Source organism: Streptomyces sp. NPDC033221, from assembly GCF_055577005.1.
Genome location: NZ_JBVIQN010000008.1, coordinates 1 through 25,954 on the forward strand (window position 1 = coordinate 1; position 25,954 = coordinate 25,954).

Sequence of the window (25,954 nt, forward strand, 5' to 3'; positions counted from 1 at the left end):
GCGCGTTCGTAGCGGCGCACCGGCTCGCCGGTGGCCCGGTCGGTGGCGGCCAGCGGCGGCAGGCCGTGGCGCTTGAGGATGCTGTGGGCGGTGGAGGCCGCGACACCGGCACGCGCGGCCAGCCGCAGCGGACCGATCCGGTGCTCGCCCCGCAGGCGCACGACCTTGTTCTCCACCGCTGCTGACGTGCGACGGGGCTGGTGGTGGGGCCGGCTGGAGCGGTCCGTCAGGCCCGCGTGGCCGTGCAGTCGGTAGCGGCCGGCCCAGCGGGCCGCGGTGGTATGGCTGACCTGGAAGCGTTCCGCGGCCCGGCGCAACGGCCAGCCCTCGTCGATGACACATCGGGCCAGCCGCAGCCTGCCGGTCGGGGTCAGTGGAGCGTTACGGTGGATCACGAGGGCCTCCTGCACTCGGCGTAGATGATGCAATCCACACCGAGCCAGAAGGCCCTCACCTCGTTCAAGCACCACTCCAGGCGCGTCGCCTGTCACCAACGTCCCGGGACAGCACAGCTAGAGCGGACGGCGGCCAAAAAGCCCGACAGCGATCAGGCCGCCACGCGACCCGGTACCTTACGTGCTTCCGACACGTACATGACGCATCGTTTTCAGGGGGACCTTCGTGACCATGCCGCCGCCTCCGGGCCAGCACCCGTACGGGCAGAATCCCTACGGTCAGAACCCGTACCCGCAGGCACCGAACGCACCGTACGGACAGCCGCCGCAGGGGCCGAGCCCCTACGGCCAGCCCCCGCAGGCTCCTCAGGCGCCGTACGGCCAGCCTCAGGGCGGCTACGCGTATCCGCCGCAAGCGCCGCAGCAGCAAGGGGCCCCTTGGCCGCAGGCGGCTCCCCCGCAGCAGCCTTACGGTGTGCCGCCTCAGGGACCGACGCCTCAGCCGCCCAGTCCGCAGCGACCGGACACCGTGGGCCGGAAGGTCACTCGTGTCGTCATGACCCTCGTCGTCATGGGCCTGGTGCTCGGAGGGCTCGCGGCCTTCAACTCCTTCTTCAGCACGGACGCCAACAAGGCAGCCGTCGGTGACTGCATGAAGAACAACGGCACGACCATCCGGCCGGACCTGGAGAAGGTGGACTGCGCCGGCTCCGATGCCGCCTACAAGGTTGCCGAGGTGCACGAGAACACCACCGACGAGAAGCTGTGCGACCTGACGAAGTACAACGCCTACACGGAAGCCACCGGACGCAGGGGCCGCCACAAGATTCTGCTCTGCCTTGAGGACATGAAGAAGTAGGGCAGGGCTGGTTTCACGTGAAACACGGCGGCTCTCCGCTGCCGTGTTTCACGTGAAACAACGGACTCAGCTCTGCTCGGCCCACCACTCCCGAAGGGCCGCGACGGCCTGGTCCCGCTCCATTGGGCCGTTCTCCAGCCGGAGTTCCAGCATGTGCTTGTACGCCTTGCCGACCGCAGGGCCGGGAACGACGCCGAGAATTTGCATGATGTCGTTGCCGTCCAGGTCCGGCCGGATCGAGTCCAGCTCCTCCTGCTCCTGCAGACGCGCGATCCGCTCCTCCAGCCCGTCGTAGGCACGGGAGAGAGCGTTGGCCTTGCGCTTGTTGCGCGTCGTGCAGTCCGAGCGCGTCAGCTTGTGCAGCCGGCGCAGCTGCGGGCCCGCGTCCCGCACATACCGGCGGACCGCGGAGTCGGTCCACTCGCCCGTCCCGTAGCCGTGGAAGCGCAGGTGCAGCTCCACCAGGAGCGACACGTCCTTGATCATGTCGTTGGAGTACTTCAGCGCGGTCATCCGCTTCTTGGTCATCTTCGCGCCCACCACCTCGTGGTGGTGGAAGGAGACCCGACCGTCGCTCTCGAAGCGCCGCGTCTTCGGCTTGCCGATGTCGTGCAGCAGCGCCGCCAGCCGCAGCACCAGGTCCGGCCCGTCCTCTTCGAGGTCGATGGCCTGCTCCAGCACCGTCAGCGAGTGCTCATAGACGTCCTTGTGGCGGTGATGTTCGTCACGTTCCAGTCGCAGGGCGGGCAGCTCCGGCAGCACCCGGTCAGCGATTCCGGTGTCGACCAGCAGCTTGAGGCCCTTGCGCGGATGGGCTCCCAGCAGCAGCTTGTTCAGCTCGTCCCGCACCCGCTCGGCGGAGACGATGTCGATGCGCTCGGCCATGGCCTTCATGGCGGAGACGACGTCCTCGGCCACCTCGAAGTCCAGCTGGGCCGCGAACCGGGCAGCCCGCATCATCCGCAGTGGATCGTCGGAGAACGACTCCTCCGGCGTACCCGGCGTCCGCAAGACGCGCGCCGCCAGGTCCTCCAGGCCGTTGTGCGGATCGATGAACTCCTTCTGCGGCAGGGCCACCGCCATGGCGTTCACCGTGAAGTCGCGGCGCACCAGATCCTGCTCGATGGAGTCGCCGTAGGACACCTCGGGCTTGCGCGAGGTCCGGTCGTACGCCTCGGAGCGGTACGTGGTGACCTCGATGTCGAACGAGTCCTTCTTGCAGCCGACCGTGCCGAAGGCGATGCCGACCTCCCACACCGCGTCCGCCCATGGCCGGACGATCCGCAGCACGTCCTCGGGACGGGCGTCGGTGGTGAAATCCAGGTCGTTGCCGAGCCGGCCGAGCAGGGCGTCCCGCACCGAACCGCCGACCAGGGCAAGCGTGAACCCGGCCTCCTGGAAACGGCGGGCCAGGTCGTCCGCGACGGGGGACACCCGCAACAGTTCACCGACGGCACGGCGCTGCGCCTGGCTCAGCGCGCTCGTCGGCTGCGGGGTCCGCTCGGGCTGCGGGGCGAGGAAGTCATTGTTGGCGTTCGGCACAACAAAACAGGGTACGTGGCTGCGTCCGGCCCGGCGTCCCGTCGCCTCCCTCATCCGGCATCCCCACGGAAAGAGGACAAGGCCTTCCCGCGACCGGGCATCAGGCGATCTTGTGGAGCAGTCCCCAGCACTTCACCACAGCAGGTCTCGTTACCATGCGTGGACGCACATTCCGACGACCACTGACGACGACGAGGGACGGACGAACGCGTGGCCGAGGCGGCAGGGTTCCAGGGGAGTGAACGGCCGCGCGGTCGGTGGTTGCGCCGGGCCGCGGCACTGATCGCCGGGGTGCCGTTGCTTGCGGCGATGGTGCAGCTCCCGGACGCCCCCGAAGCCCGTGCCGCCGGTCCGCGCACCGTCGACGTCTCCATCGACGCGCTCACGCCCAACGCGCCGAAGAAGGACGACACCCTCACCATCTCCGGCACCCTCACCAACCGCAGCGACTCCGCGGTCACCGATGCGCACGTGGGCCTGCGGCGAGGGCCTGCCCTCAGCAGTCGCAGCGCCATCGACACGACCGCCAAGCGCACCGGCTTCTCGCCCGGCGCGGACGGTGAGGAGATCGAGAAACGCACCCAGAAGATCGACACGCTGGCTCCGGGTGTCAGCCGCACCTTCACCCTCCACGTGCCGGTCAAGGATCTCGGTCTGGGTGGCGACGGTGTCTACCCGCTCGGCGTGTCCCTGTCCGGCCGGTCCGGCGGCGCCTCGTACGACCAGGTGCTCGGCGTCCAGCGGACGTTCCTGCCCTGGCAGACCTCCGACGTGGCGAAGAAGAGTCAGCTCACGTACCTGTGGCCGTTGATCTCCTCGACGCACATCACCGCGGAAACCGACGCGGACGCGGAGCAGACCCCCGTCTTCCGCAACGACAACCTGGCCGCGGAGATCGCCCCCGGCGGGCGGCTCCAGCAGCTCGTGGCGCTCGGCAAGGACCTCCCCGTCACCTTCGTCATCGATCCCGACGTGCTCGCGTCCGTCGACGCGATGACCAAGGCCTACAAGGTCGAAGGACCGAACGGTCCCACGCCGGGCAAGAACCAGGCGGTCGCCAAGCAGTGGCTGAAGCAGGTGGAGGAGGCCGTGAAGACCCATGAGGTCGTCGCGCTCCCCTTCGGCGACCCCGATCTGGCCTCCCTCGCCCACCGCGGCAAGGAGGTCCCCAGCGCACTCGGTCACCTCGGCCCGGCCACGACGCTGGCGGCCACGACCGTGGAGACGATCCTGGGCGTCAAGCCCCGTACCGACTTCGCCTGGCCCGCCGAGGGTGCCGTCGACTCCTCGATCGTCGATGTGGCCACCTCCGGCGGCGCCCACAACATCATCACCCGCAGCGACAGCCTCCAGGACAACGGCCTCTCCTACAGCCCGACGGCGGCCCGTCCCATCGGCGGCGGGAACACCGCGATCGTCGCGGACGCGCGACTGTCCACCGCCTTCCAGGGCGATCTGGCCAAGGCCGAGAACTCCACCCTCGCGATTCAGGAGTTCCTCGCCCAGAGCCTGATGGTCAACGGCCAGGAGCCCGAGCGGCAGCGCAACATCGTCGTCGCCCCGCAGCGCACGCCGTCGGTCAGCCAGGCCCAGGCGATGGCCGCCGGTGTGAAGAATCTGGTGCCGGGCCGCTGGGCCGAGCCGCTGAACCTGGCGGGTGCCGCCAAGGCCGCGCCCGACCCGAACGCCAACCGCGACGTGCCCAGGAGCTCCGAGTACCCGGCGTTGCTGCGCAAGCAGGAACTGCCGACCGAGGCCTTCGAAGAGATCCAGGACACCCAGACCACGCTGGACGACTTCCAGGTCGTGCTGGCCCACCCAGGCCGGGTGGTGACGCCGTTCGGCAACGCCATCAGGCGGGAGATGTCGACCGAGTGGCGGGGCGACGAGGAGGGTGCCGCGGCGTTCCGCAGTTCCGTCCGTACCTACCTCAGAAGCCTGACGAAGAACGTGCAGCTGATCCAGAAGTCGGACGCGACGCTCTCCGGACGCAGCGCGACCATCCCGGTGACGGTGCAGAACAACCTGGTCCAGGGTGTGAAGGGCCTGACGCTGGAACTCACGTCCTCGCAGCCCAACCGCCTCGACACGGGCGAGCCGCAGGAGATCACGGTCGACGGCGGCCACAGCCAGTCGTTCAAGTTCGACACGACGGCGAACGCCAACGGTCCCGTGCAGGTGACGGCGCAGCTCTACACCGCCGAGGGCAAGCCGTACGGCCTGCCGATGACCTTCCAGGTCAACGTCACCGAGATCACCTCGACGATCATGCTCGTCATCGCGGGCGGCGTACTGCTGCTCGTCCTCGCCGGTGTGCGGATCTACCTCCAGCGCAAGCGGGCCGGAACCCGGCGCGACGAGGAGGAGTCCGACGGTGGCGAGGGACCTGACGGAGCCGACGGGGCCGACGGCGGCAGCGGGGACGGCGGCGGTACGGACGGTGACGAGCCGGTGCAGCCGGGTGACCCCAAGCCGGACACCGGTTCGGAAAGCACGGACGCCTCCGGCTCAGGTGAGAAAGTGGACCGTTGATAGATGGCGGGGCCGGATGGCCGGCGACGGATGAGGTGGGGCAGCGATGAATGCGCCGTACGACGGTGACCGCAGCAGGGGTGCGCACGGCACCCCCGCGGGTCAGGGACCGCCGACGCCCCAGGGGCAACCGCCCCATGACCCGTACATGCAGGACGCGTACGCCAACGACCCGTACCGGTCGCAGGACCCCACGACTCAGGACCCGGTGAACGACGTCTTCTACGACCGGTCGGCCCACCCCCCGCCGCCTCCCGGCCAGGCCCCCAACCCGCTCTATCAGCAGCCGCCTGCGCCGCAGCACACTCCCGACCCCCAGGTGTGGGCCCCACCGCCACCCCCTGAGCCCCAGGGACCGACCCGGCACCTGCCCTACGGGGACGACGCCGCCACGACGCAGTACGTGGGGGTGGACGACCTCATCACGCAGGCCGCCGACGAGCGCCCGGAGCCGGACGCCTTCGCGCATCTGTACCGGGACCAGCAGCAGTCCTACGACCCTCAGCGCCCGTATGAACCGCAGCGGCCGCATGAAGCTCAGCAGCCTTATGGTCAGCAACGGCCGTACGAGCAGCAACGCCCGTATGAGCAGCAGCAGCCGATGACACCGCCGCAGGAGCCCGTTGCGCAGGCCGCCGCCGTGCCGGAACAGCCGCCCGCGCCCGTCCCGGAGCCGGCCGCGCCCGCCAAGCGCTCCGGCGGGCGCGCCTCGGGGCTGCTGAAGTCCAGCGCGGTCATGGCCGCCGGCACGCTGGTCTCCCGCATCCTGGGCTTCGTCCGCAACCTCGTCATCGCCGCGGCGATCGGCGTCGGCACCCTCAACGACTCGTACCAGGTCGCCAACACCCTGCCGACGATGATCTACATCCTCGTCGGTGGCGGCGCGCTGAACGCGGTGTTCATCCCGCAGCTGGTACGGGCCATGAAGAACGACGAAGACGGCGGCGAGGCGTACGCCAACCGCCTCCTGACCCTGGTCACCGTGCTGATGGCCGGCGTCACCACGGTCTGTGTGCTGGCGGCGCCGGTCTTCATCGGCATGATGTCGCCGAAGATCGCCTCCGATCCCGAGCAGATGGAAGTCGCGGTCGCCTTTGCGCGCTATTGCCTGCCGACCATGTTCTTCATGGGCGTGCACGTCGTGCTCGGACAGATCCTCAACGCCCGCGGCCGGTTCGGCGCGATGATGTGGACCCCGGTCCTCAACAACATCATCGTGATCGCCACGTTCGGCGCGTTCATCTGGGTCTTCGGCAGCTTCTCGCAGAGCGGCGTGAGCGCGGGCAACGTCTCCGCCGACGCGATCCGGCTGCTGGGCCTCGGCACACTGCTCGGGCTGACCGTGCAGGCGCTCGCCATGTTCCCCTACCTCCGGGACGCCGGATTCCGGCTGCGGCCCCGATTCGACTGGCGTGGGCACGGGCTCGGCAAGGCCGCCCGGCTCGCCAAGTGGACCTTCTTCTTCGTCCTCGCCAACCAGCTCGGCATGGTCGTGGTGACCCAGATCGCCACCTGGGCCGGTTCGGTGGCCGAGGGCGAGGGCCACTCCGGCACCGGTATCACCGCCTACAACTACGCGCTGCAGCTCTGGCAGATGCCGCAGGCCATCATCACCGTCTCGGTCATGACCGCCGTCCTGCCGCGCATCTCCCGGGCCGCGCACGACGGGGACGTCACCGCCGTACGCGACGACATCTCCTACGGGCTGCGGACCTCCGCGGTGGCCATCGTGCCGTGCGCCTTCGCGTTCGTGGCGCTCGGTGTGCCCATGGCGACCCTGATGTTCTCCAGCGCCGGCGCCGGTGCCACCAACATCGGTTACGTGATCATGGCGTTCGGGCTGGGCCTGATCCCGTACTCCGCGCAGTACGTCATCCTGCGGGGTTTCTACGCCTACGAGGACACCCGCACGCCGTTCTTCAACACGGTGATCGTCGCCGCCGTCAACGCGGCGGGCTCCGGACTGTGCTTCCTCCTGCTGCCGGCCCGCTGGGTCGTGGTGGGCCTCGCGGCCTCCTATGGACTGGCCTACGCCGTCGGCGTCGGCGTGGCCTGGCGGCGCCTGCGCACACGGCTGGGCGGCGACCTGGACGGGCCGCACGTCATTCGTACGTACGCCCGGCTCGCCGGTGCCTGTGTCCCCGCCGCGCTGGTCGGCGGGGCGGCCGCATACGGAATCACCCTGGCGCTCGGCAGCGGGGTCACCGGTTCGCTGGCCGCCTTGGTCGGCGGCGGTGTCACACTGATCGCCGTCTTCTTCCTCGCCGCGAAGCGGATGCGGGTCGAGGAGATGAACGCCATGGTCGGCATGGTGCGCGCCAAGCTGGGTCGCTGAGCGGGCACAACCATCGGCCGCAACCGTGTGTCGTGCATAGTGGCGGACTGTGGGCACAATTGTCTTGGCTCGTAGAGCCTGCAACGGATGGGGAGGCAGGAACGACGGTGGCGGAACGGAGCACGGCTGCCGTCGACGTGGCCGACACGAGCGGTGAGAAACCGCTGACCGCCCAGGCGGGAGAGGCCACGAACGACGGTGCGGAGGCCGAGAGCGTAACCGGCACGGACAAGGACACCGCACGCACCGGCGATCAGCCTGCCGCGGTGACCGACACCGAGCCGCCCGAACTGCACAGCGGCCACAAGCTCGCCAGACGCTACCGCCTGGAGGAGTGCGTCACCCGTCTGGACGGATTCAGCAGCTGGCGTGCGGTCGACGAGAAACTGCGCCGTGCTGTCGGCGTACACATCCTGCCCGCGGACCACCCGCGTGCCCGCCCCGTGCTGTCCGCCGCGCGCTCCGCCGCGCTGCTCGGTGACCCCCGCTTCGTGCAGGTCCTCGACGCGGTCGAGGAGAACGACCTCGTCTACGTCGTGCACGAGTGGCTGCCGGACGCCACGGAACTGACCGCCGTACTCGCGAGCGGCCCACTCGAACCGCACGACGCCTATCAGCTCGTCAGCCAGGTCTCCCAGGCCATGGCCGCCGCCCACCGGGAAGGCCTGTCCCATCTCAGGCTCAACCCCGGTTCGGTGCTGCGGACCGAGTCCGGGCAGTACCGCATCCGCGGCCTGGCCGTGATGGCGGCGCTGCGCGGCATCACCAGCGAGCACCCGCAGCGCACGGACACCGAGGCCATCGGCGCGCTCCTGTACGCCGCGCTGACCCAGCGCTGGCCGTACGAGAGCGACGCGTACGGCCTGTCGGGGCTGCCCAAGGACATCGGCATGATCCCGCCGGACCAGGTACGGGCCGGGGTTCACCGCGGCCTGTCCGAGCTGGCCATGCGGGCGCTGGTCAACGACGGTGCCACCGCCTCCCGCCAGGAGCCGGCCTGCACCACTCCGGAAGAGCTGGCGAAGGCCGTCACGGCCATACCGCGTATCCGTCCGCCGGAGACGTCCTTCACCTCCCCGCCGCCCTACCAGCGCACTGCCTTCCAGCAGGGCTCGTACGGGCAGCCCCCGTCGCGCAACGGCGGCGCGACGGCACGGACCGCGCCCGTGCCCACCCCGCCGCCGCCCCTGCAGAGCCGTACCGGCCGTGCCCTGAAGTGGTGCGTGTCCGGACTGCTCATCGCGGCCCTGGGTCTCGGGAGCTGGCAGCTGGCGGACACCCTCTTGAAGGGTGAGGGCCAGGAAAACCAGGAGAGCACACAGCCCGAGAGCGGTCAGCAGAAGAAGCCCGCCCCGAAGCCGATCAAGATCGACGGCGCTACCGAGTTCTCTCCCCGGACCAGCTCCCCCATCAGCGGCTCGGGGAACCGGCCCCCCAACGCTGTGGACGGAGACCCGGCGACCGCCTGGGTGACCAAGCAGTTCTTCGGCTGGGCCAACTTCGGCAACCTGGACAACCGTGCGGACGGCAGTGGGCTCGTCGTCGACCTGGGAAGTGTGCAGGAGATCTCCAGCGTCGAGGTCAGCATGTACCGGCCGGGCCAGACGGCCGAGGTCCTGGCGGCCCCCGACTCCGCCTCCGACCCGACCACCCTCAGCGCGTTCTCGCAGCGGCTGTCCAAGCTGGAGAAGGCGGGCAACACTCTGTCCGTGAAGCTCGACAAGCCCGTCAAGGCGCGTTACGTCCTGGTCCACATCACGGAACTGCCCAGCGACGGGGGCGGCTACCGGGGCGGCATCTCGGAGATCAAGGTCAATGGCTGACCCCTTCGAGCGCCCTGAACGGGGCGCTCGAAGGGCCTGACCCGCTTCTCGGCAACGGGGTCCGGCCGACTCACGAGCTTGTTTACTTCCTGCGGGGGACCGGCTTCAATGGGGCCCAGATATCCGCTACCCGCACAGGGGGGCACGTGGAGGCGGGGACCAACGGGCCTCACGACGTAAGTGACAGCGATCTTCTCGCTCGCCACGTCAAAGGCGACCCCGACGCCTTCGGCGAGATAGTCCGGCGCCACCGTGACCGGCTCTGGGCGGTGGCGCTTCGTACGCTCGGCGACCGGGAAGAAGCAGCCGACGCCGTGCAGGACGCTCTTGTATCGGCCTACCGGGCCGCCCACACCTTCCGCGGCCAGTCGGCCGTCACCACCTGGCTGCACCGCATCACGGTCAACGCCTGTCTGGACCGGGCCCGCAAAGCGGCCTCCCGCCGTACGTCGCCGGTCGCGGAGACCGAGCGACTGGAGCAGCTGCTGGAGCCGCACGAGTCCGCCGCCGTGCCGGCCGAGCGACAGGATCTGCACCGGGAACTGCTCAGCGCGCTGCGCACCCTGCCCGAAGAACAACGTGCCGCGCTGGTCCTCGTTGACATGCAGGGATATCCGGTGGCCGAGGCCGCGGCGATCCTCGACGTCCCCACGGGGACAGTGAAGAGCCGTTGTGCACGGGGCCGCGCACGGCTTCTTCCGATGCTCACCCATCTGCGCCCGAATGAAGGGGATAGCAGACCCGTCAGCCGGGGAAGGAACCGGGCGCAGGGGACATCCGTCCCAGAGGCGGCAGGGCCGAAGGACACAGATGCCGTGAAGGGCGGAGGTGGGCGCTCGTGACTTCTACGACCGACACGGACGAGCACCCGGAGGTTGCCGAGATCTCCGCGCTTACGGACGGTCTGCTCTCCCCGTCCCGTACCGCCGATCTACGCGATCACCTGGCGTGCTGTGAGCTGTGCGAGGACGTGCATGCCTCCTTGGAGGAGATCCGGGGCCTGCTGGGCACGCTCCCGGGCCCTACGCGTATGCCGGCCGATGTCGCGGGACGTATTGACGCGGCGCTGGCGGCCGAGGCGCTGCTCGACTCCACCGCGCCGAACCAGGAATCGGCTGTTTCACGTGAAACCCCGGCGGCTGTGGCCACCCCCGTTTCACGTGAAACCGAGGCAGCGCCGTCCATCGCCTCTCCCGGCTCCGTCACCCGGCCCGCGGGACGCCCCCGGGCGGCTTCCGGCCCCGGGCGCCGGACAGCCGGTGCCCGGTCCCGAGGCCGGCGCTGGCCGAGGGCGCTGCTCGGCGCCGCGGCCGCCGCGGCGGTCATCGGTGTCGGCGGGATCGTCTTTCAGAACGCGGGCACCGGAACCGGCCAGACCTCCGCGCAGAAGGCGCACACCAAGGCGTCCGAGAAGAGCACCGGAAACGCCTCCGCGCTGACGTCCGCCACGCTGGAGACGCGGGTACACGACCTGCTCAGCTCGTCGAGCGCCAAGAAGGCTCCGGATGTCGGCACACAGAGTTCTCCCGACGCCCCGCTGCGCGGTGCGAAGGACACCGTTCCGTCCTGCGTCCAGCGCGGTACCGGGCGCCCCGATGTCCCCCTGGCGTCCGCGCACAGCTCCTACGAGGGCCAGGACGCGTATCTCGTGGTGCTGCCGCACCCGACCGACGTCGACCGCGTCACGGCCTACGTCATCGCGTCCTCCTGCGTCTCGGCGTCTCCGCCGGCCCCTGGGAAGGTTCTGCTGACCCACTCGTACCGGCGAGTCTGAACCGGCGGCAAGGGCGCCGGGGCACCGCGGGAATGCTTGCCCCGTAGGATCCGTTGGGTGGGGTGAGAGTTCACCGAGAGCCCCAGCAAGCAGTCGGCAGAGACAAGGAAGACACCCGTGAGCGACGTCCGTAACGTGATCATCATCGGCTCCGGGCCCGCGGGCTACACCGCCGCGCTCTACACCGCCCGTGCCTCCCTGAAGCCGCTGGTCTTCGAGGGCGCCGTCACCGCCGGTGGCGCGCTGATGAACACCACCGAGGTGGAGAACTTCCCCGGGTTCCGTGACGGCATCATGGGCCCGGACCTGATGGACAACATGCGCGCCCAGGCCGAGCGCTTCGGTGCCGAGCTCGTTGCGGACGACATCGTCTCGGTCGACCTGACCGGAGAGATCAAGACCGTCACCGACACCGCCGGCACCGTGCACCGCGCCAAGGCCGTGATCGTCACCACCGGTTCCCAGCACCGCAAGCTGGGCCTGCCGCGTGAGGACGAGCTGTCCGGCCGCGGTGTCTCGTGGTGCGCCACCTGCGACGGGTTCTTCTTCAAGGACCAGGACATCGCCGTGGTCGGCGGCGGCGACACCGCGATGGAGGAGGCCACCTTCCTCTCCCGCTTCGCCAAGTCGGTCACGATCATCCACCGCCGCGACACGCTACGGGCCAGCAAGGCGATGCAGGAGCGTGCCTTCGCCGACCCGAAGATCAGCTTCGTCTGGGACAGCGAGGTCGCCGAGATCCACGGCGAGAACAAGCTCTCCGGCCTGACGCTGCGCAACCTGAAGACCGGCGAGACCTCGGAGTCCCCGGTGACCGGCCTGTTCATCGCGATCGGCCACGACCCGCGGACCGAGCTGTTCAAGGGCCAGCTGGAGCTGGACGACGAGGGCTACCTCCAGGTGGAGTCCCCCAGCACTCGTACGAACATCACGGGCGTCTTCGCCGCCGGCGACGTCGTGGACCACACCTACCGCCAGGCCATCACGGCGGCCGGTACGGGTTGCTCCGCGGCCCTGGACGCCGAGCGGCACCTCGCCGCTCTCTCGGACAGCGAGGACGTGCCCGAGCCGGAGAAGACCGTCTCCGCCTGACCGATCCCCGACGCCCCCCGATGCCCCACCCCACCCAGTAAGGAGACTGCCATGGCCGGTGCCACGGTGACCGTGACGGACGCCAACTTCGAAGAGGTCGTCCTCAAGAGCGACAAGCCCGTACTCGTGGACTTCTGGGCCACCTGGTGCGGCCCGTGCCGCCAGATCGCCCCGTCGCTGGAGGCCATCGCCGCCGAGCACGACGAGATCGTGATCGCCAAGCTGAACACCGACGAGAACCCGACCACCACCGCCAAGTACGGCGTCATGTCGATCCCGACGATGAACGTCTACCAGGGCGGCGAGGTCGTGAAAACCATCGTCGGTGCCAAGCCGAAGGCGATGCTGGAGCGCGAGCTGGGCGACTTCCTCGCCTGATCGCACTCGGCCACCCGCGCGAACGGGCCCGCCCCTCCGGGGGCCGGGCCCGTTCGCGTTGTGCGGGCGGGCCCGGGCTCCAGACGCTGTCGTCGGAGGCTTCCTAGAGCGGACGCAGGGCGGGTTCTTTCTGCACTGCGCCCAGGAGACGGTCGAGGGCCAGCTCCACGTCTTCCTTCCACGAGATCGTGGTGCGCAGCTCAAGCCGCAGGCGGGGGAAGCGGGGGTGTGGGCGGACCGTCTTGAAGCCGACGGCCAGGAGGTGGTCGGCGGGAAGCACACATGCGGGCTCCTTCCAGCGGGCATCACCGAAGGCCTCGACCGCCTTGAAGCCACGGCGGATGAGGTCCTTGGCCACCGTCTGCACCAGCACCCGGCCCAGCCCTTGCCCCTGATACCCCGGCGTCAGCCAGGCCGTGAGGAGCTGTACGGCGTCGGGGGACACCGGGCTCGTGGGGAAAGCCGTCGAGCGCGGCACGTAGGCGGGCGGGGCGTACAGCACAAAGCCGACCGGGATGTCGTCGACATAGGCCACTCGCCCGCAGGAACCCCATTCCAGGAGGACGGCCGAGATCCAGGCCTCCTTCTCCAGCTCTGGCCGGCCCGCTCTTACCGCGGCTTCCCCGCTGACGGGGTCGAGCTCCCAGAAGACGCAGGAGCGGCAGCGCTTGGGGAGATCCGGAAGGTTGTCCAGCGTGAGCGGTACGAGCCGACGGCCCATGAAGACAGGTCCTCGCTTCCCTCGCCCGCCGCACCGCGCGATGCCGCCCGTACCTCCCGCTCGCTGAGCAGGCCACCGACGAAACCACCGACTGCGCCCAGGCCGAAGCCCGCTGCCAGCAGTCCGGTGCGGCTCACCGTTCGCATGGCTTACTCCTTGTTGTGGGGGTTTCCACGTGGATGTGCGCCATACCCGATCGCATCGTATCCACGGTCCGCGTACGCGGGTACCGCCACACAGCAAAGGGCGGGCCGTGTTCCGCAAAGCACCGGAACACGGCCCGCCCCGGGGGCCGGGAGACTCGGGTCAGTCCTCTTCGCCGTTCTCCTCGGCGAGGCTCTTGTCGAGCACCCGGCCCTCTCCGGGGGCCAGGGTGCCGAGGATGCGTTCCAGGTCGTCTATCGAGGCGAACTCGACGACGATCTTGCCCTTCTTCTGCCCCAGATCGACCTTCACCCGGGTCTCGAAGCGGTCGGACAGCCGGGAGGCGAGGCCGGTCAGGGCGGGGGACACCCGGGCACCGGCCCGCGGCTTCTTCGCCTTGGTGGCACCGGCCGGCTCCGAGCCCATCAGCCGTACGATCTCCTCGACCGAACGGACCGACAGCCCCTCGGCGACGATGCGGCGCGCCAGCCGGTCCTGCTCCTCCGAGTCGTCCACGGCGAGCAGGGCGCGGGCGTGCCCCGCGGAGAGCACTCCGGACGCGACCCTGAGCTGCACGGATGTCGAGAGCTTCAGCAGCCGCAGGGTGTTGGAGACCTGCGAGCGCGACCGGCCGATGCGGTCGGCCAGCTCGTCGTGGGTGCACTTGAAGTCCCGCAGCAGCTGGTCGTATGCCGCCGCCTCTTCCAGCGGGTTCAGCTGGGCCCGGTGGAGGTTCTCCAGCAGCGCGTCCAGCAGCAGCTTCTCGTCATCGGTGGCCCGGACGATCGCCGGGATCCGCTCCAGGCCGGCCTCGCGGCAGGCCCGCCAGCGGCGCTCTCCCATGATGAGCTCGTACCGCTGGGGCCCGGTCTGCCGGACGACCACCGGCTGGAGGAGGCCGACCTCCTGGATGGAGGTGACCAGCTCGGCGAGCGCGTCCTCGTCGAAGACCTCGCGCGGCTGCCGCGGGTTGGGCGTGATCGCGTCGAGCGGCAGCTCGGCGAAGTGCGCACCGGCGACCTCCTGCGCCACGTCCGCCACCGCTTCGGTCTGCTGCGGCTCTTCCGTTTCACGTGAAACGGTCTTGGCCGTGATCGAGGTGACCTTCGCCGCCGCCACACCGCGGTCCGTCGGCAGGACCGGCACCGCGGACGGCGATGTCGCTCCCCGGCCCACCGCGGGGCCGGCGTTGTCCGCCGCCTGCGGTGCCGCGGGGATCAGCGCACCGAGCCCGCGGCCCAGTCCTCTACGTCGTTCGCTCACTGATTCCCCTCCGACATGCTGTGCTGTGGTTCGTAGTTCACGGTGAGCCCCTCGGGCCCGGTCCCGGTCCGGGCGACTCCGCGCAGGGCGATCTCCCGGGCCGCTTCCAGGTAGGAGAGCGAGCCGCTGGAGCCCGGGTCGTAGGTGAGGACCGTCTGTCCGTAGCTGGGCGCCTCGGAGATACGGACCGAACGGGGGATGCTGGTGCGCAGCACCTCGCTGCCGAAGTGGTTGCGCACCTCGTCCGCCACCTGGGAGGCCAGCCGGGTCCGGCCGTCGTACATGGTGAGCAGAATCGTCGAGACGTGGAGCTTGGGGTTGAGGTGCCCGCGCACCAGGTCGACGTTGCGCAGGAGCTGGCCGAGGCCTTCCAGTGCGTAGTACTCGCACTGGATGGGGATCAGCACCTCGGCACCGGCGACCAGAGCGTTGACGGTCAGCAGGCCGAGCGAGGGCGGGCAGTCGATGAGGATGTAGTCCAGAGGCTGTTCGTACGCCTTGATGGCCCGGTCCAGCCGGCTTTCCCGCGCTACCAGTGAAACCAGTTCGATCTCGGCGCCAGCCAAGTCGATCGTGGCGGGCGCGCAGAACAGGCCCTCCACGTCGGGCACCGGCACCACGACGCCGGACAGCGGCTTGCTCTCCACCAGCACGTCGTAGATGGAGGGGACTTCGGCGTGATGGTCGATGCCCAGGGCGGTGGAGGCATTGCCCTGGGGGTCGAGGTCGATGACCAGGACACGGGCGCCGTGCAGGGCCAGGGAGGCGGCAAGGTTGACCGTCGTGGTGGTCTTGCCGACCCCGCCCTTCTGGTTGGCGACCACCATGACCCGGGTCTCTTCGGGCCGGGGAAGTGCTTCTCCGGTGCGGCCAAGCGTCTGAACCGCCAGCTGAGCTGCACGACCGATCGGGGTGTCGTCCATCGGGGACGGCGTTTCACGTGAAACGTCATCCCCGAGCGACTCGCTACGGGGACCGGGGACCGGGTCGGTCATCGGTCCCGCGATGTTGGCGTCGGACCGCAAGGATTCACTCTCCTCGACATCAGGCTCGCAGTGCTCAGAGCCTGCCATGCTTTCGGTGTCGTGAACCAGTGAGGTCCGCTCTCCTGTGGATGAACCCACCTCTGTGGATACTTCCGTGACCCGTGTGGGTTTCCGGTCACGCGGCGCGGCAGCCGCGCGACCACGGCTGATGATTCCATGCAGCAGAGAACGACGTTTCACGTGAAACACGATGACAGTGTCGCGTCCGTTTTGTGCGCGACACTCCGCTTTATGTCGTTTTGTTGGCTTTACTGGGGTAGTCAGCGGGCGTGGCGGGCCCGCTCAGCGACGTCGCCCCCTCTGCGCCCGGCTGGGCCTGGCCGCCTTCGCACGCTTGGCCGCGAAGCGCACACCGCCGGGGCTCTCGCCGACCTCGACGCGGACCACGGTCGACAACGGGTCCACGATGCCCTCGCCGACCTGGACGACCGAAGTCTCCACGACGCCGAGCTTGCTCAGCGCGGCACGGGCACCCTTCAGCTCCTCCTCGGCGGTGTCCCCCTTGAGGGCCAGCATCTCGCCGTAAGGACGCAGCAGCGGCACGCCCCAGCCCGCCAGCCGGTCGAGCGGAGCCACCGCACGAGCGGTCACCACATGCACCTGCGGCAGCTTGCCCATGACCTCCTCCGCACGGCCGCGCACCACCGTGACGTGGTCCAGCCCGAGCAGCTCGACCACCTCCTGCAGGAAGTTCGTCCGCCTCAGCAGCGGCTCCAGCAGTGTGATCTTGAGGTCCGGACGCACCAGGGCCAGCGGGATGCCCGGCAGCCCCGCCCCCGAGCCGACATCACAGACGGTGACGCCCTCGGGCACCACCTCGGAGAGCACCGCACAGTTCAGCAGGTGCCGCTCCCACAGCCGCGGCACCTCGCGCGGGCCGATCAGGCCTCTGCGTACGCCCGCGTCGGCGAGCAGCTCGCCGTAACGCACGGCCTCCGGGAAACGCTCACCGAACACCTCGCGCGCCACTTCCGGCGCGGGTGGGAGCTCCGCTGCTGCGTCCGTCACGGGAACCGCCCTTCCTCTGGACTGTTATAAGGCTGACAAGATGTGGCCCCGCCTGCGAGACAGACGGGGCCGGTGACATCAAGGCTGATCGTGGGCTCGGGCCGTCAGGCCGGGAGGACCACCACACAGCGCTGGGGCTCCTCGCCCTCGGACTCGCTGCGCAGCCCCGCCGCCGCCACGGCGTCGTGCACGACCTTGCGCTCGAAGGGGGTCATCGGCTTCAGCTTCACCGGCTCGCCGGTGCCCTTGGCCTCCTCCGCCGCCTTCGCGCCCAGCTCCGCCAGCTCCTCACGCTTCTGCGCCCGGAAACCCGCGATGTCCAGCATCAGGCGGCTGCGGTCGCCGGTCTCGCGGTGCACCGCGAGCCGGGTCAGCTCCTGGAGCGCCTCCAGCACCTCACCGTCCCGGCCCACCAGCTTCTGCAGGTCGCGGCTGGTGGAGTCGCTGATGATCGACACGGCGGCGCGGTCGGCCTCGACGTCCATGTCGATGTCACCGTCGAGATCGGCGATGTCCAGCAGGCCCTCGAGGTAGTCGGCCGCGATCTCACCCTCCTGCTCCAGGCGGGTGAGGGTGTCGGTCCCCTCGGCGGCCGGGGTCCCCCCTGTCGACGACGAGGGGCGGGTCGTGTCCGTCACGGAAGGACTCCTTCTTACTTCTTGGACGGGTGCTTGGGGCGCTGCTGGCCCTTGCGCTGCCCAGACTTGGCGTTACGGGAGCCGGAGGCGGAGGAACCGCCCTTCGGCTTGCTGTCCTGCGGTGCCTTCTTCTCCAGGGACTGCTTCGTCGAAGCGTCCGCGTCGGAGGCACCTGAAGCGCTGGAGCCGGCCCCCGCGCGGGTGCGCCGCTGCGCACCGGCTTCGCCGGCGGCCTTGCCGCTCCCGGCCTGCTTGCCGCTGCCGGTGGGCTGCGTCTGGCGCTGGGACTTGGACTGCCGCTTGGGCTGCTGCCGGTTCTGGCGCGCCTCCTCGGCGACCTTCTTGGCCTCGACCTCGGCCGGGTCCTCCGTGAGCTTGCCCTTGGCCCGCAGGCGCTGCTGGCGCTCGTCGAAGGCCTTGCTGCCCGGGGTGGGGTTCCGGCGGATGACGAACATCTGCTGGCCCATGGTCCACACGTTGGTGGTCAGCCAGTACAGGAGGACGCCGACGGGGAAGCCGGGGAAGCCGATACCGAAGACGGCGAACATGATCGGGAAGACGTACATCAGCATCTTCTGCTGCTGCATGAACGGCGTCTTCACCGTGAGGTCGACGTTCTTGGTCATCAGCTGGCGCTGCGTGTAGAACTGCGACGCCGACATCAGGACGATCATGATGACGGTGACCACGCGGACGTTGGTGACCGAGGCGCCCAGGGCTTCGAGCTTCTCCGGCGTGTCCAGGAACTTCGCGGCCAGCGGGGCACCGAAGATGTGCGCCCGCTGCGCGCTCTCCAGCAGCGACTGGTTGATGACGCCGACAGTCTGGTTGTTCGCGATGTGGCTGAGGACCTGGTACAGCGAGATGAAGAAGGGCGACTGCGCCAGGATCGGCAGGCAGCTGGAGAGCGGGTTGGTGCCCGTCTCCTTGTACAGCTTCATCATCTCTTCGGACTGACGCTGCTTGTCGCTCTTGTAGCGCTCCTGGATCGCCTTCATCTTCGGCTGGAGCGCCTGCATGTTCCGCGTCGACTTGATCTGCTTCACGAAGAGCGGGATCAGGCAGATACGGATCAGCACCACCAGCGAGACGATGGACAGACCCCAGGCCGCGCCACTGTTCTCGTCGAAGATGAGGCTGTAGAACGAGTGGAACTGGACGATGATCCAGGAAACTGCGTAATAGAGAGGACTGAGGATCGTGTCCACGAATCAGGCTCCTTGGGCGGTGGGCTGAGTCTCAGGCTGTGCGGCAGGCTCAGGGACGGCGGACCCGCCCAGGCGGCTTCTCAGCCGCTGATGCCAGACCGGACGCTTCCGGGGTGGTACGTGGTCGACGCCACCGGGCGACCACGGGTTGCAACGCAGGATGCGCCAAGCCGTCAGCGCGGTCCCTTTCACCGCGCCGTGCCGGTCGATGGCCGTATAGCCATAGTGGGAGCACGACGGGTAGTACCGGCAGACCGGGCCCAGCAGAGGGCTGATGGTCCACTGGTACAGCTTGATCAACAGCAGCAGCGGGTACTTCACCGCGGCTCCCTCCCCTGACCTCGGGTGGGGGGATCTCCATCCAGCAGCCGCTGCAGCGCGGTGTCCAGGTCGCGGGCCAGCTGGTCGTGACCCGCATCGCCCGCACCGGGCAGCGCCCGTACGACAACCAGGCTACCGGCGGGCAGCCGGTCCAGCCGGTCGTGCACGAGGTGGCGCAGCCGGCGCTTGACCTTGTTGCGGACCACGGCACCGCCGATGGCCTTGCTCACGACGAAACCCGCACGCGCCGGGGGAGGGCTCTCCCCCGCTGCGTGCGGGTCCGTTGCACCGCTGCGTAGATGGACGACGAGGAGCGGGCGCCCGGCCCTGCGTCCCCGGCGTACCGCGGTCGCAAAGTCCTCGCGCCGCCTCAGCCGATGCTCGGTAGGCAGCACGTCATGGACCTAGCTCAGGGCTCAGGCCGACAGGCGGGCGCGACCCTTGCCACGGCGGGACGCGAGGATCGCGCGGCCGGCACGGGTACGCATACGCAGGCGGAAACCGTGGGTCTTCGCGCGACGACGGTTGTTCGGCTGGAAGGTGCGCTTGCTCACTCGGGGGCTCCAGAGATGCTTGGTGTCTCCGGGGAGACAGGTGTGGGGCGTCGACTGGCTGTCACCGTGCGCCCACGAGTAGCTCGCAACGCCCGAGTGCACCGCTACTTCGATCACTAGAGCGCGATCTTTACCCATCGGAGGCAGGCGGCAGCAGCCATCGACAACTCGACCTGGTTACGGTACGCGCGGCGGCGTCATCCGGTCAAACCGGCTGCTCGCCGGTACACACTATGCACAGCCTGTGGACAACAACTTGAATCACCAGGGTCGCCCTGACTACCGTGGGTCAACTCCGATTCCTTCCCGCCCGTCCTGAGAATCACACATTCGTGGGACCAGTGAGAGAGCGTGCTCTGTGGCTGACGTACCCGCCGATCTTGCCGCAGTTTGGCCACGCGTACTTGATCACCTCCTACGCGCGGAGAGCGACAGCCTCAAGCCCAAGGACCAGGACTGGCTGAAGCGGACCCAGCCACTGGCGCTGGTGGCCGACACCGCCCTGCTGGCCGTGCCCAACGAATTCGCCAAGGGCGTGCTGGAAGGCCGGCTCGCTCCGCTGATCGGCGAGGCGCTGAGCCACGAGTGCGGCCGCCCGATCCGGATCGCGATCACCGTCGACGACTCCGCCGAGGAGCCGCAGCACCAGCAGATGCCGCCGTCCCAGCCGCCTTCCCACGCACAGCAGCAGCGCCACCAGCCCCAGCAGTCACAGGGGCAGCAGGCACAGCAGCACGACGCGTACGGCGGGTACGACAACCGGCAGAGCGAGGGCTACGACAACCGGCAGGGTTACGGGCATCAGGACGACGACTTGCCGCACGTACGCCCCGCGTACCCGGAGTACCAGCAGCACCAGCAGCCCCGGCACGAGCCCGGCGCCTGGCCGCAGCACTCGGGCATGGGCGGCCAGAACGGCCCCGGCCCGCGCGATGACTACGGGTGGCAGCAGCAGCGTCTCGGCGGCTTCCCCGAGCGGGACCCTTACGCCACGCCACCCCCCGCACACGTACAGCAGCACCAGCACTCCCAGCGGTCACAGAACGACTACCGGTCGCAAGCACCGGAGCACTCCGGCCCGCCGCAGCACCAGCACTCCGAGGGGCACTCCCCGTACGAGCAGCAGCCGCCGCAGCGCCGCGACCTGGCCGAGCACCAGCCGCCGGCACACATCCAGAACCCCGGCCCCGGTGGGCTGCCCGCGCCCAGCGGCGCCCCCGGCCCGCTCGCCGCGCAGCCCGCGCCCGCGACCGGCCCCGGTGAGCCGACCGCGCGGCTGAACCCGAAGTACCTCTTCGACACCTTCGTCATCGGCGCCTCGAACCGCTTCGCGCACGCCGCCGCGGTCGCCGTGGCCGAGGCGCCGGCCAAGGCCTACAACCCCTTGTTCATCTACGGGGAGTCCGGCCTCGGCAAGACGCACCTGCTGCACGCCATCGGGCACTACGCGCGCAGTCTCTACCCGGGCACCCGGGTGCGGTACGTCAGCTCGGAGGAGTTCACCAACGAGTTCATCAACTCCATCCGCGACGGCAAGGCGGACGCGTTCCGCAAGCGCTACCGCGACATGGACATCCTGCTCGTCGACGACATCCAGTTCCTGGCGAGCAAGGAGTCGACGCAGGAGGAGTTCTTCCACACCTTCAATACGCTGCACAACGCGAACAAGCAGATCGTGCTGTCCTCGGACCGGCCGCCCAAGCAGCTGGTGACCCTGGAGGACCGGCTGCGCAACCGCTTCGAGTGGGGCCTGATCACCGACGTCCAGCCGCCGGAGCTGGAGACCCGGATCGCGATCCTGCGCAAGAAGGCGGTCCAGGAGCAGCTGAACGCGCCGCCGGAGGTGCTGGAGTTCATCGCCTCCCGCATCTCGCGCAACATCCGCGAGCTGGAGGGTGCGCTGATCCGGGTCACGGCCTTCGCCTCCCTCAACCGCCAGCCGGTGGACCTGGGCCTGACCGAGATCGTCCTGAAGGACCTGATCCCGGGCGGCGAGGACGCGGCTCCCGAGATCACCGCGACCGCCATCATGGCCGCCACCGCGGACTACTTCGGGCTCACCGTCGACGACCTGTGCGGATCCTCGCGCAGCCGCGTCCTGGTGACGGCGCGGCAGATCGCGATGTACCTGTGCCGCGAGCTGACGGATCTGTCGCTGCCGAAGATCGGCGCGCAGTTCGGCGGCCGCGACCACACAACGGTGATGCACGCCGACCGCAAGATCCGGGCACTGATGGCCGAGCGGCGCTCCATCTACAACCAGGTGACCGAGCTGACGAACCGCATCAAGAACGGCTGACGCGGCCTCAGCGAGGGGCCGGCCAGAGCTTCGAGGGCGCCCCGGGACAACCGCTCCCGGGGCGCCCTTCGGCGTTCGGGGCTCTGCCCTGGGGGGCTGCCGGGAGCCGCCGGGGTGTCGAGGAGGGCCGTGGGGCCTTTTCCGGTCGTATCGAGAGGCCCACGGATGAACGGCGAGGCTCCTGCGGCGCGGGGAGAGGTGTCTGCGGCGCGGGGAAAGACTTCCGGGATGCGGGGAGGGGCTTCTGCTGACGTATGGAGAGCACCCGCGGGCCTACGGCGAGCTACCGCGGGCGGTTTTCAGAGCCGCTCCGCACCATTTCGCAGGAGCAGTTCCCTGCCGTACGGACACGTCTCCGCCGAGTCCCTTCCGCCTCTCCGGCCTCCTCTGACCACGTCCCCACCACGTCCCAAGCCCGCCCCAACCCTGTCCCAACGCTGTGGAAGGCACCAGCTCTGTTCGATTCCGCGTCAGGTCACGGCCGTGGTCCACAGATTGACCAAGATTCTTCCGTCCACATCCTGGGGACTGGGAAGTTATCCCTGTGGCTTCCACAGGCGGGACGGCCGGGGAGGCATCAGCCGAGGTCAGCGGCGTGTGGATTTGTGGCTAACAATCATCCACAGGGTGTGGACAACGGATTCGTCCACAGCGGGGTGATCAAGTTGTCCACTGCCCGCCCACAGGCGGCCCGGCCTTGTCCCCAGCTTCTCCACACCCCTGTCCACTGTTCGGCAAGGCAACACCCGGGCTCACCGGGGCGAGTGAAAGGCGTCACACCAAGGTGCCGGATTGAGCTGTGGGGAACCGGGGTAAAGCTGGGGACAGGCCTGGGGAGAAGTAGGCCTCCCCTGTGCATTGGGTGTGCATGAAGAGCGCCGGTCCACAGACACGGCTGCTTATCCACGGCTGCCACCCACAGGCCCGGTGGACAAAAAAGCCGTGTTGACCTGCGCAGACCCGGTTGTCCACGGTTTCCACAGGCCCTACTACTACGACCACAGATAGCTACCGGGGAACTCGTTTCGAAACGGGTCCTGTGCACAACTTGGGGATCTGTCGTCCGACGCCTCTCGACCCGACTTGACCCCGAGCAGCAACAGCTGTCGGTGACGTACGTCAGACTGGTCTCCGGCGACCCAGCCGACGAAGAAGGCCAGCAGGGCGTAAGCCAGCAACAGCAGGAGGCGGTTTCCGGTGAAGATCCGGGTGGAGCGCGATGTACTCGCGGAGGCAGTGGCCTGGGCGGCCAAGAGCCTCCCGGCCCGTCCGCCGGTGCCCGTCCTCGCGGGCCTGCTGCTGAAGGCGGAGGAAGGCAGCCTGAGCCTCTCCGGCTTCGACTACGAGGTCTCGGCGCGCGTCTCCGTCGACGCGGACGTGGAGGAGGAAGGCACCGTCCTGGTCTCCGGCCGCCTGCTGGCCGACATCTGCCGCGCCCTCCCCAACCGCCCGGTGGAGATTTCCACCGACGGTGTACGGGTCACCGTCGTCTGCGGCTCCTCCCGGTTCACCCTGCACACACTGCCTGTGGAGGAGTACCCGGCGCTGCCGCAGATGCCGACCGCCACCGGCACCGTGCCCGGTGAGGTCTTCGCCGCCGCCGCCGCCCAGGTCGCCATCGCCGCCGGCCGTGACGACACGCTCCCGGTGCTCACCGGTGTGCGGATCGAGATCGAGGGCGACACCGTCACCCTGGCCTCCACCGACCGTTACCGCTTCGCGGTGCGTGAGTTCCTGTGGAAGCCGGAGAGCCCGGACGCCTCCGCGGTGGCGCTGGTGCCCGCCAAGACGCTGCTGGACACCGCCAAGTCCCTCAGCAGCGGCGACAGCGTCACGCTGGCGCTGTCCGGCTCGGGTGCCGGTGAGGGCCTGATCGGTTTCGAGGGCGCGGGCCGCCGGACGACCACGCGGCTGCTGGAGGGTGACCTCCCGAAGTACCGCACGCTCTTCCCCACCGAGTTCAACTCGGTCGCCGTGATCGAGACCGCTCCGTTCGTCGAGGCCGTCAAGCGTGTGGCGCTGGTCGCCGAGCGGAACACGCCGGTACGTCTGAGCTTCGAGCAGGGTGTGCTGATCCTGGAGGCCGGCTCCAGCGACGACGCACAGGCTGTGGAGCGGGTCGACGCGGACCTGGAGGGCGACGACATCTCCATCGCCTTCAATCCGGGCTTCCTCCTGGAGGGCCTGTCGGCGATCGACTCGCCGGTGGCCCAGCTGTCCTTCACCACCTCGACCAAGCCGGCGCTGCTCAGCGGCCGCCCGGCCAAGGACGCCGAGGCGGACGACGCGTACAAGTACCTGATCATGCCGGTGCGCCTGTCCGGCTGATCCGCCGAGCGACCGGCTGACCGGCCGGCTCCGGCCGTACGGCCGTCCGCCGACGGAAGTCACCCGGGAGTTTTCCCGCCGCCCCTGATACACGAGCGCTACGTGCGTGCATCAGGGGCGGCGGTTTTTGGCGGAGAATACGAAAGACGGCCTTGCGGGCTGGGTTATGACGTCCGGGAGAAAAGATTTCCCGCACCGATCGCGCCCGCGCTGAAATTCTTCTCTTCCGTCCCGGGTGAAAGACGCGGGCGGGGTTTTTCTTTCCACAGGCTGCGGAGAATTCGGTACGCCGGACGCGTGCCTGTCCACACCGCCCCCAGCTCCGGCGCCGCGACGTGCCGGGAGCTGCCCCGGGGCGAAAAGTAATCCACAGCCCGTGGACCTGGCCCAGGCGCACCAGCTGACCCGCAGGTCACGGCGCTGCCGACGGCGCTTCTCAAGATGAGACTGTGGATAACCCGGCCGTCGGCCGTGCTGCGTGAGCCCGGCCGGGCCGGCGGAATCAGTGGCGGTACAAGGTGCCCGTAAAGGGGGCTCGGTGGCGCAATTCGGAATCCGGCTGCTCGCCGCCGGTACTCCCCGTAATACGCGGTCGAGCGTGCCGCAGCACCCTCGAATAACACCGCTGCCCGGGGGACACCGCAACCGGCGTCCCCCGGAAGAGCCGAATGCCGAAAGACCCGCGAACCGTGCCCGCCGGACGCCCGGTTGTCCACAGGTGTGGGGGGCGGCCCGCCGCGTCGTGGCTTCGCGCGTAAACTCGACACGTAGGGCGGGGATGTGCCGTAACGCAACGTAAGGGGTACTGATGGAGCTCGGTCTCGTCGGTCTCGGCAAGATGGGCGGCAACATGCGCGAGCGCATCCGCCGCGCAGGCCACACCGTCATCGGATACGACCGCAACCCGGACCTGGCTGATGTCCACAGCCTCAAGGAACTGGTGGACCGGCTCGAGGGACCGCGCGTGGTGTGGGTCATGGTGCCCGCCGGCGCCGCGACCCAGGCGACCATCGACGAGCTGGGCGAGCTGCTCTCCCCCGGCGACGTCGTGGTGGACGGTGGGAACTCCCGCTGGACCGATGACGAGAAGCACTCCGAGGAGCTGCGCGCCAAGGGCATCGGCTTCGTGGACTGCGGCGTCTCGGGCGGTGTCTGGGGCCTGGAGAACGGCTACGCGCTGATGTACGGCGGCTCCACCGAGGACGTTGCCAAGGTGCAGCCGGTCTTCGACGCGCTCAAGCCGGAGGGTGACTTCGGCTCGGTGCACGCCGGCAAGGTCGGCGCGGGCCACTTCGCGAAGATGGTCCACAACGGCATCGAGTACGCCATGATGCAGGCCTACGCCGAGGGCTGGGAGCTGCTGGAGGCGGTCGACTCGGTCACCGATGTGCGCGAGGTCTTCCGTTCCTGGCAGGAGGGCACGGTCATCCGTTCCTGGCTGCTGGACCTGGCGGTCAACGCGCTGGATGACGACGAGCACCTGGAGAAGCTGCGGGGCTTCGCCGCCGACTCCGGTGAGGGCCGCTGGACGGTCGAGGCCGCGATCGACAACGCCGTGCCGCTGCCCGCGATCACGGCGTCGCTCTTCGCGCGCTTCGCCTCGCGTCAGGACGACTCGCCGCAGATGAAGATGATCGCGGCGCTGCGGAACCAGTTCGGCGGCCACGCCGTCGAGAACGCGAAGAAGTAAGCAG

General features: G+C 69.2%; 22 protein-coding genes. 11 read left to right on the forward strand and 11 right to left on the reverse strand.

Features of this window, described 5'->3' with window-relative positions; translation table 11 throughout:
- The coding region (locus tag ACZ53K_RS12405) for a leucine zipper domain-containing protein (protein WP_468834564.1) at positions 1-395 on the reverse strand (395 nt) is incomplete at its 3' end.
- 556 nt (positions 396-951) lie between these two features.
- On the opposite strand from ACZ53K_RS12405, the gene ACZ53K_RS12410 reads away from it, so the two are divergent.
- The gene (locus ACZ53K_RS12410; RefSeq protein ID WP_468834567.1) at positions 952-1,254 is read left to right on the forward strand and encodes an LppU/SCO3897 family protein; all 303 of its coding nucleotides are present in this window, start codon (positions 952-954) and stop codon (positions 1,252-1,254) included.
- A 66-nt stretch (positions 1,255-1,320) separates the two neighbouring features.
- Here the strand turns inward: ACZ53K_RS12410 and ACZ53K_RS12415 are convergent, their stop codons facing one another.
- Positions 1,321-2,796: a CCA tRNA nucleotidyltransferase gene (locus ACZ53K_RS12415; RefSeq protein ID WP_468834569.1), complete on the reverse strand. Its 1,476-nt coding sequence runs from the start codon at positions 2,794-2,796 to the stop codon at positions 1,321-1,323.
- 210 nt (positions 2,797-3,006) lie between these two features.
- Here ACZ53K_RS12415 and ACZ53K_RS12420 point away from each other — a divergent pair, with 210 nt between their 5' ends.
- The 7 genes from ACZ53K_RS12420 (at position 3,007) to trxA (ending at position 12,730) form a co-directional block, all read left to right on the forward strand.
- Positions 3,007-5,328: a DUF6049 family protein gene (locus ACZ53K_RS12420; protein ID WP_468834570.1), complete on the forward strand. Its 2,322-nt coding sequence runs from the start codon at positions 3,007-3,009 to the stop codon at positions 5,326-5,328.
- Between the two features lie 46 nt (positions 5,329-5,374).
- Positions 5,375-7,663, forward strand: a complete 2,289-nt coding sequence (gene murJ / locus ACZ53K_RS12425; protein ID WP_468834573.1) for a murein biosynthesis integral membrane protein MurJ — start codon at positions 5,375-5,377, stop codon at positions 7,661-7,663.
- A gap of 107 nt (positions 7,664-7,770) precedes the next feature.
- The gene (locus ACZ53K_RS12430) at positions 7,771-9,486 is read left to right on the forward strand and encodes a protein kinase family protein (protein ID WP_468834575.1); all 1,716 of its coding nucleotides are present in this window, start codon (positions 7,771-7,773) and stop codon (positions 9,484-9,486) included.
- A gap of 146 nt (positions 9,487-9,632) precedes the next feature.
- A complete protein-coding gene (sigM, locus tag ACZ53K_RS12435; protein WP_468834578.1) occupies positions 9,633-10,328 on the forward strand; it encodes an RNA polymerase sigma factor SigM in 696 nt (231 codons plus the stop codon).
- A complete protein-coding gene (locus ACZ53K_RS12440) occupies positions 10,325-11,260 on the forward strand; it encodes an anti-sigma factor family protein (RefSeq protein ID WP_468834581.1) in 936 nt (311 codons plus the stop codon). The genes sigM and ACZ53K_RS12440 overlap by 4 nt, the downstream gene beginning before the upstream one ends.
- Positions 11,261-11,377: 117 nt before the next feature.
- Positions 11,378-12,352 carry a thioredoxin-disulfide reductase gene (trxB, locus tag ACZ53K_RS12445; protein WP_468834584.1) on the forward strand — a complete coding sequence of 325 codons (975 nt, stop codon included), beginning with the start codon at positions 11,378-11,380 and terminating at the stop codon, positions 12,350-12,352.
- Between the two features lie 51 nt (positions 12,353-12,403).
- The gene (gene trxA / locus ACZ53K_RS12450) at positions 12,404-12,730 is read left to right on the forward strand and encodes a thioredoxin (protein ID WP_030017069.1); all 327 of its coding nucleotides are present in this window, start codon (positions 12,404-12,406) and stop codon (positions 12,728-12,730) included.
- A gap of 103 nt (positions 12,731-12,833) precedes the next feature.
- On the opposite strand, the gene ACZ53K_RS12455 is transcribed toward trxA, so the two are convergent.
- From ACZ53K_RS12455 to rpmH, 9 genes are all read right to left on the reverse strand, one after another.
- Positions 12,834-13,451 carry a GNAT family N-acetyltransferase gene (locus ACZ53K_RS12455; RefSeq protein WP_468834588.1) on the reverse strand — a complete coding sequence of 206 codons (618 nt, stop codon included), beginning with the start codon at positions 13,449-13,451 and terminating at the stop codon, positions 12,834-12,836.
- 306 nt (positions 13,452-13,757) lie between these two features.
- Complete coding sequence (locus ACZ53K_RS12460) at positions 13,758-14,858, reverse strand: ParB/RepB/Spo0J family partition protein (RefSeq protein ID WP_468834589.1); 1,101 nt, start codon at positions 14,856-14,858, stop codon at positions 13,758-13,760.
- Positions 14,855-15,931: a ParA family protein gene (locus ACZ53K_RS12465; RefSeq protein ID WP_468834591.1), complete on the reverse strand. Its 1,077-nt coding sequence runs from the start codon at positions 15,929-15,931 to the stop codon at positions 14,855-14,857. The genes ACZ53K_RS12460 and ACZ53K_RS12465 overlap by 4 nt, the downstream gene beginning before the upstream one ends.
- A gap of 255 nt (positions 15,932-16,186) precedes the next feature.
- Positions 16,187-16,912 carry a 16S rRNA (guanine(527)-N(7))-methyltransferase RsmG gene (gene rsmG / locus ACZ53K_RS12470; protein WP_468834593.1) on the reverse strand — a complete coding sequence of 242 codons (726 nt, stop codon included), beginning with the start codon at positions 16,910-16,912 and terminating at the stop codon, positions 16,187-16,189.
- A gap of 104 nt (positions 16,913-17,016) precedes the next feature.
- Complete coding sequence (locus ACZ53K_RS12475; protein WP_468834594.1) at positions 17,017-17,550, reverse strand: Jag family protein; 534 nt, start codon at positions 17,548-17,550, stop codon at positions 17,017-17,019.
- Positions 17,551-17,564: 14 nt separating this feature from the next.
- Positions 17,565-18,758, reverse strand: coding sequence for a membrane protein insertase YidC (gene yidC / locus ACZ53K_RS12480; protein WP_468834597.1), 1,194 nt, complete (start codon positions 18,756-18,758; stop codon positions 17,565-17,567).
- A 3-nt stretch (positions 18,759-18,761) separates the two neighbouring features.
- The gene (yidD, locus tag ACZ53K_RS12485; protein WP_406523353.1) at positions 18,762-19,079 is read right to left on the reverse strand and encodes a membrane protein insertion efficiency factor YidD; all 318 of its coding nucleotides are present in this window, start codon (positions 19,077-19,079) and stop codon (positions 18,762-18,764) included.
- Positions 19,076-19,474 carry a ribonuclease P protein component gene (gene rnpA, locus ACZ53K_RS12490; RefSeq protein ID WP_468487300.1) on the reverse strand — a complete coding sequence of 133 codons (399 nt, stop codon included), beginning with the start codon at positions 19,472-19,474 and terminating at the stop codon, positions 19,076-19,078. Before rnpA ends, yidD begins: the two co-directional genes overlap by 4 nt.
- Positions 19,475-19,495: 21 nt before the next feature.
- The gene (gene rpmH, locus ACZ53K_RS12495; RefSeq protein WP_003949374.1) at positions 19,496-19,633 is read right to left on the reverse strand and encodes a 50S ribosomal protein L34; all 138 of its coding nucleotides are present in this window, start codon (positions 19,631-19,633) and stop codon (positions 19,496-19,498) included.
- 358 nt (positions 19,634-19,991) lie between these two features.
- Here rpmH and dnaA point away from each other — a divergent pair, with 358 nt between their 5' ends.
- The 3 genes from dnaA (at position 19,992) to gnd (ending at position 25,950) form a co-directional block, all read left to right on the forward strand.
- A complete protein-coding gene (gene dnaA, locus ACZ53K_RS12500; RefSeq protein WP_468834600.1) occupies positions 19,992-21,932 on the forward strand; it encodes a chromosomal replication initiator protein DnaA in 1,941 nt (646 codons plus the stop codon).
- Between the two features lie 1,197 nt (positions 21,933-23,129).
- Entirely contained in the window at positions 23,130-24,260 is a 1,131-nt protein-coding gene (gene dnaN / locus ACZ53K_RS12505; protein ID WP_398346707.1) for a DNA polymerase III subunit beta, read from the forward strand.
- 808 nt (positions 24,261-25,068) lie between these two features.
- Positions 25,069-25,950, forward strand: coding sequence for a phosphogluconate dehydrogenase (NAD(+)-dependent, decarboxylating) (gnd, locus tag ACZ53K_RS12510; RefSeq protein ID WP_468834603.1), 882 nt, complete (start codon positions 25,069-25,071; stop codon positions 25,948-25,950).
- Positions 25,951-25,954 lie beyond the last annotated feature (4 nt).

Coding starts and splice junctions, on each gene's coding strand:
- ACZ53K_RS12410 (WP_468834567.1), top strand. CDS start 952: ATGACCCTCGTCGTCATGGGCCTGGTGCTCGGAGGGCTCGCGGCCTTC.
- ACZ53K_RS12465 (WP_468834591.1), bottom strand. CDS start 15,931: ATGGCAGGCTCTGAGCACTGCGAGCCTGATGTCGAGGAGAGTGAATCC.
- ACZ53K_RS12455 (WP_468834588.1), bottom strand. CDS start 13,451: ATGGGCCGTCGGCTCGTACCGCTCACGCTGGACAACCTTCCGGATCTC.
- murJ (WP_468834573.1), top strand. CDS start 5,375: ATGAATGCGCCGTACGACGGTGACCGCAGCAGGGGTGCGCACGGCACC.
- gnd (WP_468834603.1), top strand. CDS start 25,069: ATGGAGCTCGGTCTCGTCGGTCTCGGCAAGATGGGCGGCAACATGCGC.
- trxA (WP_030017069.1), top strand. CDS start 12,404: ATGGCCGGTGCCACGGTGACCGTGACGGACGCCAACTTCGAAGAGGTC.